Origin of the sequence: Pseudomonas sp. HOU2 (genome assembly GCF_040729435.1) — a bacterium.
GTDB lineage: Bacteria > Pseudomonadota > Gammaproteobacteria > Pseudomonadales > Pseudomonadaceae > Aquipseudomonas.
Map to the genome: position 1 here is coordinate 5817965 of NZ_CP160398.1, position 13178 is coordinate 5831142.

The window sequence follows — 13178 nt, forward strand, 5'->3', positions numbered from 1 at the left end:
TGATTTCCAGGCACAACGATCCCGCGCACTGCACAGCGGCAATGGTGGGGAGCATCGGGGGTTGCGAGGGAATATAGCGCCGGGTGGCGGGGCGGTCGATTAGCACAAATGTGCTAGTGCCGCGGTAGGAGAGGCGACCCAACGGGTCGCCCCGCGCCGATTACTGAGGAGAGTTGAACTGGTCGGAATAGCTGCCGGTCATCAGCGCCGAAGCGACGCGATCAGAACCGACGCCGACGCGAGTGTAGGCATAGCGATTGGCGCCGACCTTGTCGGTGCCGTCTGAGGCCAGGGTATTGGCGCCGACATGATCGGAACCATCGGAAGCCACTGCGCCAGCGCCGACATGATCGGAGCCATCGGAGGCTACCGCGCCAGCGCCGACATGATCAGAGCCATCGGAGGCTACCGCGCCAGCGCCGACATGATCGGAACCATCGGACGCCACTGCACCAGCGCCAACGTGATCAGAACCGTCCGAGGCGACTGCGCCAGCGCCGACATGATCGGAACCATCGGAAGCCACTGCGCCAGCGCCGACGTGATCGGAACCGTCCGAGGCGACTGCACCAGCCCCGACATGATCCGAACCATCAGAGGCCACAGCCTGCGGCTGCGCAGCCCAGACCGTTGGCAACATCACGGTCGCCGCGACCGCAAGAATGGCGCCTGATAAAAGCGTGTGTTTCATGATTTTCTCCACGACCCATCAGCCACACAGCATTCCGTTGGCCCGGGGTTGACCAGATTGGCGATTGGCACGGGCGCACGGTAACGCGCACGGGTGTCGACGTATTGCATGAAACTGCGATAGCGAACTGAAAAGTATAGATCGTCAAACACGGACCATGGCTGGCCGGGGGAGGAAGTGATAGTCGGTTAACTTCCTTGCGCAGGGGCGCTTGAAGGAAATCAGTCTAAAAACACCTGACCATCATTCGATGGATTTTGCTAGCCTCAAAGGTGTAGGCGAAGACGCAGACTGATGCGCAAGCGGATAGCAAGGGGACGTGGGGCGCGTTCCGAAGGGTACACGGTTAGAAAGATCTCCGCGCTGAGATCCAGCCCTTATGCCGTGTGAGGCAGCAAAGCACCGCTCTTTTTCCATGGTTGCTTTTGTACTGTGAGAGGCCCGATAAACCTTGTAAGCCAGAGACCAGCACTGGCCGCCTACTCGAACATCAAAGCCCGCATTGCTGCGGGCTTTGTCGTTATTGCAGGATCAGATTTTGGTCAGCGCGTAGGCCAGATCGGCGCGCAGGTCTTCGAGGTCTTCGACCCCCACCGACAGACGCACCAGGCCGTCGCCGATGCCCAGTTTGGCGCGGGTTTCAGCTGGAATGGTCGCGTGGGTCATGATCGCCGGATGCTCGATCAGGCTTTCAACGCCGCCCAGACTCTCGGCCAGGGCAAAGATCTTCACGTTTTCCAGAAAGCGCCGAGCGCCTTCCAGATCACTGTTCAGATCCACCGAGATCATCCCGCCAAAACCATGCATCTGCCGCTTGGCCAACTCGTGCTGCGGGTGCGACGGCAGGCCCGGGTAGTAGACGCGTTTGACCTGCGGTTGCTGCTCCAGCCACTTGGCCAGTTCCAGCGCGTTGCTGCAGTGACGCTCCATGCGCAGCGCCAGGGTCTTGACCCCGCGCAGGGTCAGGAACGCGTCGAATGGCCCGGAAATCGCGCCGACCGCGTTTTGCAGGAAGCCGAGTTTGTCCGCCAGTTCGGCATTCTGACCGACCACCGCGATACCACCGATCACGTCGGAGTGACCGTTCAGGTACTTGGTGGTCGAGTGCAGCACGATGTCGAAACCCAGCTCCAGCGGACGCTGGATATACGGGCTGGCGAAGGTGTTGTCGGCGACGCTGATGATCCCGCGTGCGCGGCAGATGCGCGCAATCGCAGCCAGATCCGACAGGCTCAGCAGCGGGTTGGTCGGCGACTCGACAATCACCAGCCGTGTGTCGTCCTGCAGCGCCGCTTCGAACGCCGCCAGGTCAGTCAGATCGACGTAGCTGAAACGATGCCCGGCACTGCGTTGACGCACCTTGTCGAACAGGCGGAACGTGCCGCCGTACAGGTCATTGCCGGAGATCACGTGCGAACCGGCATCGATCAGTTCGAGCACGGTGGAAATCGTCGCCAGCCCGGAAGCGAAAGCGAAGGCGCGGGTGCCACCTTCCAGATCCGCCACGCAACGCTCCAGGGCAAAACGCGTCGGGTTGTGCGAGCGCCCGTAGTCGAAGCCCTTGTGCACGCCGGGGCTGTCTTGCAGGTAAGTGGAGTTGGCGTAGATCGGCGGCATCAGCGCGCCGGTGGTCGGGTCAGGTTCTTGCCCGGCATGGATCACCCGGGTCGCGAAGCCTTGGGATTTATCGTCGTGCTGACTCATGCGAGGGATCTCCGTAATTGGTTGAGCATGTCGGTGCGGGTAATCAGGCCGTGGAAGCCCGAAGCATCGGCAATGATCGCGACGAGGCCGCGACTGAGCACCGCTTCCAGCTCGGCAAGGTTGGCACCGGGCGCGAGGGTTTGCAGTTTGTCGGTCATCACGCTGGAGACCGATTGACTGAAGCGCGCGGCGTCTTCGTGCACCGGCAGCAGGATGTCGGATTCGTCGATCACCCCGACCAGTTGTTTGCCTTCCACCAGCACCGGCAGCTGCGAAACATCTGCCAGACGCATGCGCTGGAACGCGGTCAGCAGGGTGTCGTCGGGACCGACGCTGATCACGCGGCCGTCTTCGAAACGACGAGCGATCAGATCGCGCAGGTCGCCATAGCGTTTGCGCTGCAGCAGGCCCTGATCGGTCATCCACTGGTCGTTGTAGACCTTCGACAGATAGCGCGTGCCGGTGTCGCAGACAAAGCTGACCACGCGTTTCGGCTCGGTCTGTTCGCGGCAATAACGCAGCGCGGCGGCGAGCAGGGTGCCGGTGGACGAACCCCCGAGAATGCCTTCGGCCTTGAGCAACTGACGGGCATGATCGAAGCTTTCTTCGTCGCTGATCGAGTAGGCGTGGCGCACGCTGGTGAGGTCGGTGATCGACGGAATGAAATCCTCACCGATGCCTTCTACCGCCCATGAACCGGGCGTCGGCATGGTGCCGTCGCGGCTGTACTGAGCCATCACCGAACCGACCGGGTCGGCGAGGACCATTTGCAGATCCGGTTGTACCCGTTTGAAGAAGCGGCTCAGCCCGGTCAGTGTGCCGGCGGAACCGACGCCAACCACGATCGCGTCCAGATCATGCTCGGTCTGCGCCCAGATCTCCGGCGCGGTGCTGCATTCGTGGGCCAGCGGGTTGGCGGGGTTGTTGAACTGGTCGGCGAAAAACGCGCCGGGAATGTCTTTCGCCAGGCGTGCGGCCACGTCCTGGTAATACTCGGGGTGGCCCTTGCCGACATCCGAGCGGGTGATGTGCACCTCGGCACCCATGGCTTTCAAGTGCAGGACTTTCTCGGTGGACATCTTGTCCGGGACTACCAGCACTACGCGGTAGCCTTTGGCCCGGCCGACCAGCGCCAGACCCAGACCGGTGTTGCCGGCGGTGGCCTCGACGATAGTGCCACCCGGTTGCAGGCGCCCGTCGCGTTCAGCGGCATCGATCATTGCCAGACCGATGCGGTCCTTGATCGAGCCGCCGGGGTTTTGTGATTCCAGTTTGAGAAACAGTGTGCAGAGGCCGGTATCGAAGCGGGTAACTTGTACCAGCGGCGTATTGCCGATCAGCCCAAGTACGGCAGGGCGTGAATCCTTTGACATTTCTTCACCTCTTGTAGTGGTGTTGATCGCGTTCCATTCGCGGGGAAAAGCTCGCGTGCAACATAGGCGCAGACATGATCTGTCGCAACCTTTAGTCAGTCGCTGCTCCAGCCATTTCGATCTAACCATAGAACAGAATCGCAGCCTGCAAGGGCCCGGTTTCAGAGGGTTTACATCAAGGCGCCATCGAGTATTCAAAGGGCGTCGTGACTGTGCTCGATAGCTTGATTCGCGCAGGAATATCCTGCAGGGCCAATCGTGTTTTCTGCGTCATGCAGTTGATAGCTGATCATGAGAGAAACTTGTGATCATCAAGATTAAAATGAGTTTGTTTCACTAGCGTTCGATCTCGACAATGGCGCCATCAACAAGACATTGGAGTTGTTTGTCATGGCACTGGCCCATTCCCTCGGATTTCCGCGCATCGGCCGCGACCGCGAACTGAAGAAAGCGCAAGAGGCGTTCTGGAAAGGAGAACTGAACGAGGCTGGCCTGCGTGATGTTGGCCGCCAGTTGCGCAAGGCCCATTGGGACCTGCAGAAAAACGCCGGCATCGAGCTGCTGCCGGTGGGCGATTTCGCCTGGTACGACCAGGTGCTGACTCACTCGCTGATGTTCGGGGTGATTCCCGAGCGCTTCCGTCCGCATGACGGCAAGGCCAGCCTGCAGACCCTGTTCAGCATGGCCCGTGGCGTCAGCGACAATTGCTGCGTCGGTGCGCACGCTCAGGAAATGACCAAGTGGTTTGACACCAACTACCACTATCTGGTCCCGGAATTCAGCGTCGATCAACAGTTCCAGCTCGGTTGGGAACAGTTGTTCGAAGAAGTCGAAGAGGCCCGTGCCCTCGGCCATAACGTCAAACCGGTGATCATCGGCCCACTGACTTATCTGTGGCTGGGCAAGGCCAAAGGCGCAGAGTTCGACAAACTGGAACTGCTTGATCGCCTGCTGCCGCTGTACGGGCAGATCTTCGCCCGGCTGGCCGCACTCGGTGTGGAATGGGTGCAGATCGACGAGCCGATTCTGGTGCTCGACTTGCCGCAGGAATGGAAGAACGCTTTTGAGCGAGCCTACAACCAGATCCAGCGTGATCCACTGAAAAAACTGGTCGCCACCTATTTTGGCGGTCTGGAAGAAAACCTCGGGCTGGCTGCCAATCTGCCGGTCGATGGCCTGCACATCGATCTGGTGCGTGCGCCGGACCAGTACCCGACCATCCTCGATCGCCTGCCGGCTTACAAAGTGCTGTCGCTGGGTGTGGTCAACGGTCGTAACGTCTGGCGCTGCGATCTGGAACATGCGCTGGCGACTTTGCAGCATGCGCATGAACGTCTGGGGGATCGGTTGTGGGTTGCGCCGTCCTGCTCGCTGCTGCACAGCCCGGTGGATCTGAACCGCGAAGACCAGCTCGATGCCGAGCTGAAAAGCTGGCTGGCGTTTGCCGTGCAGAAGTGCGAGGAAGTCGCGGTGCTGGCGCAGGCGGTCAACGAGCCGGAAGCGCCGAAAGTGCTGCGCGCCTTGGCCCAAAGCCGCTCGGTACAGACCAGCCGCGCCGCCTCGCCACGTATTCACAAACCGGCAGTGCAGGCCCGTGTCGCGGCCATTACCGCGCAGGACAGCCAGCGCCAATCGCCGTTTACCCAACGCATCGCCAAGCAGCGCGCCGGCCTCGATCTGCCACTGTTCCCGACCACCACCATCGGATCGTTTCCGCAGACTGCGTCGATTCGTCTGGCGCGTCAGTCGTTCAAGCAGGGCAAGCTCAGCGAAGCGGAATACACCGAAGCCATGTACAGCGAAATCCGTCACGCCGTGCAAATCCAGGAGCAACTGGGCCTCGACGTACTGGTGCACGGAGAAGCCGAGCGCAACGACATGGTCGAGTACTTCGCCGAGCAACTGGACGGTTACGTGTTCACCCGTTTCGGTTGGGTGCAGAGCTACGGTTCGCGCTGCGTGAAACCGGCGGTGATCTTCGGTGACTTGAGCCGCCCGCAAGCCATGACCGTGGACTGGATCCGCTACGCCCAGGGCCTGACCGACAAGGTCATGAAAGGCATGCTGACGGGGCCGGTGACCATGCTGATGTGGTCGTTCCCTCGCGAAGACGTGTCCCGTGAGGTGCAGGCGCGGCAACTGGCGCTGGCGCTCCGTGACGAAGTGGTGGACCTGGAAGCCGCCGGGATCAGGATCGTGCAGATCGACGAAGCCGCATTCCGCGAAGGTCTGCCGCTGCGCCGCGCGCAATGGCAGCACTATCTGGACTGGGCCACCGAAGCGTTCCGCCTGTGTGCCTCCGGTGTACGCGACGAAACTCAGATCCACACGCACATGTGCTACAGCGAATTCAATGATGTGATCGAGTCCATCGCCGCGATGGACGCCGACGTGATCACCATCGAAACCTCGCGCTCGGACATGGAATTGCTCGACGCCTTCGAAGCCTTCGCCTACCCGAACGAGATCGGCCCGGGCGTGTACGACATCCACTCGCCACGGGTGCCGGATGCCTCGGAAATGGCTAACTTGCTGCGCAAGGCAGCGCAGCGGATTCCGGCCGAGCGGTTGTGGGTCAATCCGGATTGCGGTCTGAAAACCCGTGGCTGGCCGGAGACTGAAGCGGCGTTGGTGCACATGGTCACGGCCGCCCGTCAGCTGCGCAAAGAACTGGCCTGAGAAGGCAACCACAAAACCCTGTGGGAGCGAGCTTGCTCGCGAAGGCGGTGTATCAGCCAAATACTTATCGGCTGACACGCTGCCTTCGCGAGCAAGCTCGCTCCCACAATGGGTTTAGTGATCAGTCAGTGACGGCTCATCAAGCCGTGAAGTACACCCAGGCGCAGCCCCGGTTCCGACGGCGCCATCTGCGAAATGCCGAATACCTTGAACGCCGCCAGCATCAGCACCAGCCCACCCGGGAGGATGCTCTGGCGATGCGGCTGCAAGCCTGCCAGCTTCAACTGCTGAACGTTTTTCACCTTCAGCAGCAACAGCGACAGACGCAACAACCCGCCATAGGTGATGCCATCCTGGCCGAAGTCGTTCAAGCGATTGGCCTTGAGCACTTTCGCCAGCATCCGCGCCGTGCCCGACGAGCCGATGGTCTGCTGCCAGCCCTGCGCACGATAGCGACGGGCGACTTTTTCGAATTGCAGGATCGCCACGCGCTCGGCTTCTTGCAGCGCACCAGGTGCAATGCGTCCGTCGGGGAAATAGCGGGCACCCAGCGTGCCGCTGCCGATGGCGATGCTTTCGGTGAGCAGCGGTTGTGTGCCCTGGCCGAGAATCAGCTCGGTAGAACCGCCACCGATATCGACCACCAACCGCATGTCCTCAGCGCCCGGCAGGGAATGGGCGACACCGGCGTACACCAGTTGCGCCTCTTCATGGCCGGAAATGACATCGATGCGAAACCCCAGATGACGTTCGGCGCTGTGCAGAAACAGCTGCGCATTGTCCGCCTCGCGCACGGCGCTGGTCGCCACCGCCCGCACCTTGCCGGCCTCGAACCCGCGCAGCTTCTTGCCGAACCGCGCCAAGGCCTGCCAGCCCCGGTCCAGCGCCATTTCGTCCAGAGCACCACCGTCAAAACCTTCGGCCAGTCGCACCGGTTCACGCAGGGTTTTGACCTCCTGAATCATCAAGCCTTTTCGACTGCGCACCGACTGGCCGATCATCAGGCGAAACGCATTCGAGCCCAGGTCGATGGCGGCAAACAGCGAGGCGTCTTCTTTCATGGGAATCCCTGCAAACATCCGTCGAAGGCTCAAGACGGTTTGCGAGGATTCTGCGATGCGCTTGATGACATCCTGATGACGGGGCAGGGGCGGTTCAGTGAATTGTTGGTTGTCATGACACTGTCATTATCCGGCGACTATCCTGCCCCCAATACATCGCGTGTTCTTAAAGTTTTCGCTGCCTCTTCGGGCAGCTTTTTTTTGCCTGAAATTCCACACGTATCACCCAAAAACCAACACAAAACCCCTGTAGGAGCTGCCGCAGGCTGCGATCTTTTGACTTTGTTTGTGAAGATCAAAAGATCGCAGCCTCCGGCAGCTCCTACACGGTTATGTCAGTAGGTTTGCAGAGTGTATTTGCAATTTTCCATGAGGCTTGGCTAATATACGATCCATATACACTTCGTATCGGATTCGGATATGGGCATCGTAAAGATTTCAGAAGACATGCACGAAAACCTGCGCATCTCCAGCAATGCGCTCAGCCGCTCGATCAACGCGCAGGCCGAGCACTGGATGCGCATCGGCATGCTCGCCGAGCTGCACCCCAACCTCGACCACAGCGCCATTTGCCGCTTGCTGATCCGCGCCGAACAGAACGGCGGGCTGGATCTGCATCAACTGACTCAGGAAGCCGTCAGCGCATGAGAAACCAGACCAAGATCAACACCCCCGCCGAAATTGCCCAGTCGCGCGCGGCCGGCAAACTCGCCGCTGAAGTGCTGGCGATGCTGGTGCCGCATGTGAAGGCCGGGGTGACCACCGATGAGCTGGATCGTCTGTGCAACGACTACATCGTCAATGTGCAAAAAGCGATTCCGGCCAACGTCGGCTATCACGGCTTCCCGAAAACCGTCTGCGCTTCGGTCAACGACGTGGTGTGCCATGGCATCCCGTCGGGCACACCGCTGAAAGACGGCGACATCGTCAACCTCGACATCGCGGTGCTCAAGGACGGCTGGTTCGGCGACACCAGCCGCATGTACGTGGTCGGCGAGGCGACGCCTGAAGCGCAGCACCTTATCAAGACCACTTACGACGCCATGTGCGCCGGCATTCGCATGGTGCGCCCCGGCGCCACATTGGGCGACATCGGCCATGCGATCCAGAGTCTGGCGGAGAAGGAAGGTTTCAGTGTGGTGCGTGAATACTGCGGGCATGGCATCGGCAAGGTTTACCACGACGAGCCGCAGATCCTGCATTACGGTTTCCCCAATCAGGGCATGAAGCTCAAGGCGGGGATGATCTTCACCGTCGAGCCGATGCTCAATGCCGGCAAGCGCCATGTGAAGAACATGCCGGATGGCTGGACGGTGCTGACCAAGGACGGCTCGCTGTCGGCGCAGTGGGAGCATATGGTCGCGGTGACCGAGACAGGCTTCGAAATTCTCACGGCGTGGCCGGATCAGATTGAAGGCTACCGCGCTATTCCCTGAGACCGTGCTGACAGCTTCCCTCACCCTAGCCCTCTCCCGGAGGGAGAGGGGACTGACTGGATTGTCTGGACGAGTTACGCCGACCTGAAATATCGGGTCGAACTCAGGTCTTGACCATCATGGTGATCGGCTCCCTTTCCCCCTCGCCCCCTTGGGGGAGAGGGCTGGGGTGAGGGGGGGAATCCCACAGACGACACGCTATCAGTGAGAACCGGCCGCTTTGTTAAGGTCGCTTTCAGCCCATTCGGTGTAGACGCAGGCATCCGCCGTGGCCCAGCGCACTCGCACCGGGTCGCCAGCCTTGAGCGGCATGCCGGCGGCGGACAGCGCTTTCACCGTCATCGAAGTACCGCCCGAAGTCACCACGCTGCAGGTCTGGCTTTCGCCAAGAAACAACACTTCCACAACCTGCGCCGACACCTCATTCCAGCCCGCCGCCAACGGCTCGTCACTCGCTTGCTGCACGCTCAGCGCCACTGCTTTTTCCGGGCGCACCATCAGCAGCACATCCTGCTCGGTATGCAAACCAGCGGTCAGTCGAATCGACAATGACTGTCCTTCAAACGAAGCCGCTGCATTGCCTTGGGCCTTGAGCTTGAGAAAGTTCGAGTTGCCGAGGAACGACGCGACAAACGCATTCGGCGGGTTCTGATACAGGTCATAACCGCTGCCTAAACCCACAATCTTGCCGTGACTGAAAATCGCAATGCGCTGCGACAAACGCATCGCTTCTTCCTGATCGTGGGTCACGTAGACGATGGTGATACCCAGGCGCCGATGCAGCTGGCGCAGTTCATCCTGCAAGTCTTCACGCAGTTTTTTATCCAGCGCACCGAGCGGTTCGTCCATCAGCAGAATGCGTGGCTCATAGACCAGCGCCCGGGCGATGGCGACCCGCTGTTGTTGGCCGCCAGACAGTTGCGAAGGGCGGCGATGGGCGAATTGTTCGAGTTGCACCAGTTTCAGCATCGCATCGACACGCTTGTCACGCTCGGCGGCGGCGAGTTTGCGGATCGCCAGCGGGAAGGCGATGTTGTCGCGCACCGACAGATGCGGGAACAGCGAGTAGCGCTGGAACACCATGCCGATGTCGCGCTTGTGCGGCGGCACGTTGACCAGCGACTGCCCGTTGACCAGGATCTCGCCGCTGCTCGGGGTTTCGAACCCGGCGAGCATCGACAGCGTGGTGCTTTTGCCCGAGCCGCTGGAGCCGAGGAAGGTCAGGAACTCGCCGTCCTTGATGTCCAGCGAGATGTTGTCCACGGCGGCGAAATCGCCGTAGTGCTTGTTCAGATTGCGCAGGCTGACCAGGGGTTTGTCGCTCTGCTGGGATGCGTCTTTGATCACGGCACTCATGTCGTACTCCTGGGCGCTCAGGCGCTGATTTCGTTGCGCCGGCGCAGAGCGGCGGCGATCACCATGACCAATACCGACAGGCCGATCAGCAGCGTCGAAGCGACGGCGATCACCGGGGTCAGGTCCTGGCGCAAAGTGGTCCACATTTTCACGGGAAGGGTTTGCAGGGTCGGGCTGGCCATCATCACGCTGAGCACCACTTCATCCCACGAAACCAGAAAGGCGAAGAGGGCGCCGGCGACCATGCCCGGACGGATCGCCGGGAACGTCACCTTGAACACTGCTTGCAGGCGTGAGGCGCCGCAGATCACCGCCGCGTCTTCAATCGACTGATCGAACAGCTTCAGCGAGTTGATGATCGAGATGATGGTGAACGGCAGCGCGACGATCACATGGCTGACCACAAAGGCAAACATGGTTCCGGTGTAACCGAGCTTGAGAAACAACGCGTACACCGCCACCGCGATGATCACCAGCGGCACGATCATCGGCAGGGTGAACAGGCCGTAGAGCATTTCCCGGCCGGGAAAACGCCCGCGCACCAGAGCAAACGCGGTTGGCAGACCGAGGGCCACGGCGCAGATCGTGGTCAGCACGGCAACCTTGAGGCTGGCTGCCGCAGCGTTCATCCAGTCGGCGTTGGAGAAGAACTGGCCGTACCATTTCAGCGTCCAGCCCGGCGGCGGGAACACCAGCCACTGCGACGAGCCGAACGACAGCAGGACGATGAACACGATCGGCAACAGCAGGAACAGGCCGATCAACCCGGTGGTGGCGTAGAGGCCGAAACGCATCCGGCGGCTCATGGCATTGGGAGTCAGGAGCATCTCGGCTTACCTCGCGTTGCTGGCGCCAACCGGGGATTCCGGCTGAAGCTTCAGGTAGAAATAGAACAGCACCAGCGTGATCGCGATCAGCAACGCGGCGCCGGCGCTGGCCAGGCCCCAGTTGAGGAACGATTGCACCTGCTGAATGATGAACTCCGGCAGCATCATGTTCTGCGCCCCGCCCAGCAGCGCCGGGGTGACGTAATAACCGAGCGACATCACGAACACCATCAACCCGCCGGACGCCAGACCTGGCCGGCACAGCGGCAGGAACACCCGGAAGAAATTGGTCCAGGGGCTGGCGCCGCAGATCGAGCCGGCCTGCAGGATCATCGGGTCGATGGCCTGCATGGTCGCCTGCAACGGCAAGACGATGAACGGGATCATGATGTAGCTCATGCCGATCACCACGCCGGTCAGGTTGTGCACCATTTCCAGCGGCTGATCGATGATCCCCAGCGCCATCAGCGCCTTGTTGATCACCCCCGAGGCTTGCAGCAATACCAGCCACGAATAGGTGCGGGCGAGCAGGCTGGTCCACATCGACAGCAGCACGATGTTGAGGATCCAGCGTCCCCAGCCGCGGGGTACCAGAGTGATCGCCCAGGCCAATGGAAAGCCCAGCAACAGGCTGAAGATCGTCACCAGCCCGGCCACCGAAAAGGTGTTGAGCAGCACCCGTGCGTAGGCCGAGTTGGCGAACAGTTGTTCATAGTTGCCAAGGCCCGGAGTCGGTTCGAGCACGCCGCGCAACAGCAGGCCAATCAACGGCGCGAGAAAGAACAGGCCGAGGAACAGCAGTGCCGGCGCGAGGTTGCCGGCGCCGCGCCAGCGTTGTCTGAGGGACGGGGCTTGCGCCATTGCACTGGCCTTGCCTGTGGCCGGGCCGGCAGCGCTCGCGGCGCTCCCGGTGGCAGTGGAGGGACGGGACGCAGTGGCCGCCATTTTCATTTGACCAGCCATTCGTTCCACCGTGTCGCGATGGCTTGACCGTTCTTGGCCCAGTACGCGAAATCAAGAGTGATCTGATCCTTAGCGTAGGCAGTCGGCAGGTTCGGGGCCAGCACCGAATCCAGGCGCGCCACGCTGTCGACGTTGACCGGGGCGTAGGCGGTCAGGTTGGAGAAGTCGGCCTGGCCTTTGGCACTGCTGGCATTGGCCAGAAACTTCATCGCCGCGTCCTTGTTTTTCGAACCCTTTGGAATCACCAGAATGTCGGCCATGACCAGGTTCTGTTTCCAGCTCACACCCACCGGCGCGCCGTCTTCCTGCAGGGCGTGAATCCGGCCGTTCCAGAACTGGCCCATGCTGGCTTCACCGGAGGCCAGCAATTGCTGCGACTGCGCGCCGCCGCCCCACCAGACGATGTCTTTCTTGATGGTGTCGAGTTTCTTGAAGGCGCGGTCCAGATCCAGCGGGTAGAGCTTGTCAGCCGGCACGCCGTCGGCCAGCAGCGCCAGTTCGAGCACGCCGGGGCTCGGCCATTTGTACAGAGCGCGTTTGCCGGGGTAGGTCTTGGTGTCGAACAGGGCGGTCCAGTCCTGCGGCTTGGCCGCGCCGAGCTTGCCTTCGTTGTAGCCGAGGACGAAAGAGAAGAAGAACGAGCCGACGCCGTAATCGCTGACAAAACGCGGGTCGATCTTGTCGCGCTGGATGACTTTGAAATCGAGGGGTTCGAGCAGGCCTTCGGAAGCGGCGCGCAGGGCAAAGTCGGCTTCGACATCGACCACGTCCCACTGCACGTTGCCGCTCTCGACCATGGCCTTGAGTTTGCCGTAGTCGGTCGGGCCGTCCTGCACCACGGTGATGCCGCTGGCCTTGCTGAACGGATCGGCCCAGGCCTGTTTCTGCGCATCCTGGGTGCTACCGCCCCAGCTGACAAAGTTCACACTCTCGGCGGCCATCGCGGCCTGGCCGGTCACGCTCAGCAGTCCCGCAAAAAAGATCGCGGTTGCAGCTTTGTTCAACACCATTTTCACGCCCTCATTGTTGTGTTTTTGAGCGGGCTTGCGTTGTTGCCCGCCTGTCGGGAGCAGTAGCTGGACGGTTTT

11 protein-coding genes are annotated in these 13178 nt (G+C 61.1%); 3 read left to right on the forward strand and 8 right to left on the reverse strand.

What is annotated here, in order from left to right; translation table 11 throughout:
* Positions 1-160: 160 nt before the first annotated feature.
* The 3 genes from ABV589_RS26260 to ABV589_RS26270 form a co-directional block, all read right to left on the reverse strand.
* Entirely contained in the window at positions 161-691 is a 531-nt protein-coding gene (locus ABV589_RS26260; RefSeq protein ID WP_367084250.1) for a phage infection protein, read from the reverse strand.
* Between the two features lie 531 nt (positions 692-1222).
* Positions 1223-2395, reverse strand: coding sequence for a cystathionine gamma-synthase (locus ABV589_RS26265; protein WP_239777519.1), 1173 nt, complete (start codon positions 2393-2395; stop codon positions 1223-1225).
* Positions 2392-3768, reverse strand: coding sequence for a cystathionine beta-synthase (locus tag ABV589_RS26270; RefSeq protein WP_367084251.1), 1377 nt, complete (start codon positions 3766-3768; stop codon positions 2392-2394). Before ABV589_RS26270 ends, ABV589_RS26265 begins: the two co-directional genes overlap by 4 nt.
* A 390-nt stretch (positions 3769-4158) precedes the next feature.
* On the opposite strand from ABV589_RS26270, the gene metE reads away from it, so the two are divergent.
* The gene (metE, locus tag ABV589_RS26275; RefSeq protein ID WP_367084252.1) at positions 4159-6447 is read left to right on the forward strand and encodes a 5-methyltetrahydropteroyltriglutamate--homocysteine S-methyltransferase; all 2289 of its coding nucleotides are present in this window, start codon (positions 4159-4161) and stop codon (positions 6445-6447) included.
* Between the two features lie 125 nt (positions 6448-6572).
* On the opposite strand, the gene ABV589_RS26280 is transcribed toward metE, so the two are convergent.
* A complete protein-coding gene (locus tag ABV589_RS26280; RefSeq protein ID WP_367084253.1) occupies positions 6573-7508 on the reverse strand; it encodes a Ppx/GppA family phosphatase in 936 nt (311 codons plus the stop codon).
* A gap of 420 nt (positions 7509-7928) precedes the next feature.
* On the opposite strand from ABV589_RS26280, the gene ABV589_RS26285 reads away from it, so the two are divergent.
* Both ABV589_RS26285 and map read left to right on the forward strand, forming a co-directional pair.
* The gene (locus ABV589_RS26285; protein ID WP_003225727.1) at positions 7929-8156 is read left to right on the forward strand and encodes a ParD-like family protein; all 228 of its coding nucleotides are present in this window, start codon (positions 7929-7931) and stop codon (positions 8154-8156) included.
* Positions 8153-8944, forward strand: coding sequence for a type I methionyl aminopeptidase (map, locus tag ABV589_RS26290; RefSeq protein WP_367084254.1), 792 nt, complete (start codon positions 8153-8155; stop codon positions 8942-8944). Before ABV589_RS26285 ends, map begins: the two co-directional genes overlap by 4 nt.
* A 201-nt stretch (positions 8945-9145) precedes the next feature.
* Here map and ABV589_RS26295 read toward each other — a convergent pair whose 3' ends face one another.
* From ABV589_RS26295 to ABV589_RS26310, 4 genes are read right to left on the reverse strand one after another with little or no spacing between them, the layout of a single operon-like run.
* Positions 9146-10300: an ABC transporter ATP-binding protein gene (locus ABV589_RS26295; protein WP_367084255.1), complete on the reverse strand. Its 1155-nt coding sequence runs from the start codon at positions 10298-10300 to the stop codon at positions 9146-9148.
* A gap of 17 nt (positions 10301-10317) precedes the next feature.
* On the reverse strand, positions 10318-11127 hold the full coding sequence (locus ABV589_RS26300; RefSeq protein ID WP_025111627.1) for an ABC transporter permease: 810 nt from the start codon (positions 11125-11127) through the stop codon (positions 10318-10320).
* 6 nt (positions 11128-11133) lie between these two features.
* Positions 11134-12078 (reverse strand): ABC transporter permease, encoded by a 945-nt coding sequence (locus tag ABV589_RS26305; RefSeq protein ID WP_007965717.1) that lies wholly within the window; start codon positions 12076-12078, stop codon positions 11134-11136.
* Complete coding sequence (locus ABV589_RS26310) at positions 12075-13100, reverse strand: ABC transporter substrate-binding protein (protein ID WP_139054812.1); 1026 nt, start codon at positions 13098-13100, stop codon at positions 12075-12077. The genes ABV589_RS26305 and ABV589_RS26310 overlap by 4 nt, the downstream gene beginning before the upstream one ends.
* Between the last annotated feature and the right edge of the window lie 78 nt (positions 13101-13178).

Excerpts from the sequence above, each read along its gene's own strand:
- ABV589_RS26260 (WP_367084250.1), bottom strand. The coding sequence starts at position 691 with ATGAAACACACGCTTTTATCAGGCGCCATTCTTGCGGTCGCGGCGACC.
- ABV589_RS26265 (WP_239777519.1), bottom strand. The coding sequence starts at position 2,395 with ATGAGTCAGCACGACGATAAATCCCAAGGCTTCGCGACCCGGGTGATC.
- ABV589_RS26270 (WP_367084251.1), bottom strand. The coding sequence starts at position 3,768 with ATGTCAAAGGATTCACGCCCTGCCGTACTTGGGCTGATCGGCAATACG.
- metE (WP_367084252.1), top strand. The coding sequence starts at position 4,159 with ATGGCACTGGCCCATTCCCTCGGATTTCCGCGCATCGGCCGCGACCGC.
- ABV589_RS26280 (WP_367084253.1), bottom strand. The coding sequence starts at position 7,508 with ATGAAAGAAGACGCCTCGCTGTTTGCCGCCATCGACCTGGGCTCGAAT.
- ABV589_RS26285 (WP_003225727.1), top strand. The coding sequence starts at position 7,929 with ATGGGCATCGTAAAGATTTCAGAAGACATGCACGAAAACCTGCGCATC.
- map (WP_367084254.1), top strand. The coding sequence starts at position 8,153 with ATGAGAAACCAGACCAAGATCAACACCCCCGCCGAAATTGCCCAGTCG.
- ABV589_RS26295 (WP_367084255.1), bottom strand. The coding sequence starts at position 10,300 with ATGAGTGCCGTGATCAAAGACGCATCCCAGCAGAGCGACAAACCCCTG.
- ABV589_RS26300 (WP_025111627.1), bottom strand. The coding sequence starts at position 11,127 with ATGCTCCTGACTCCCAATGCCATGAGCCGCCGGATGCGTTTCGGCCTC.
- ABV589_RS26305 (WP_007965717.1), bottom strand. The coding sequence starts at position 12,078 with ATGAAAATGGCGGCCACTGCGTCCCGTCCCTCCACTGCCACCGGGAGC.
- ABV589_RS26310 (WP_139054812.1), bottom strand. The coding sequence starts at position 13,100 with ATGGTGTTGAACAAAGCTGCAACCGCGATCTTTTTTGCGGGACTGCTG.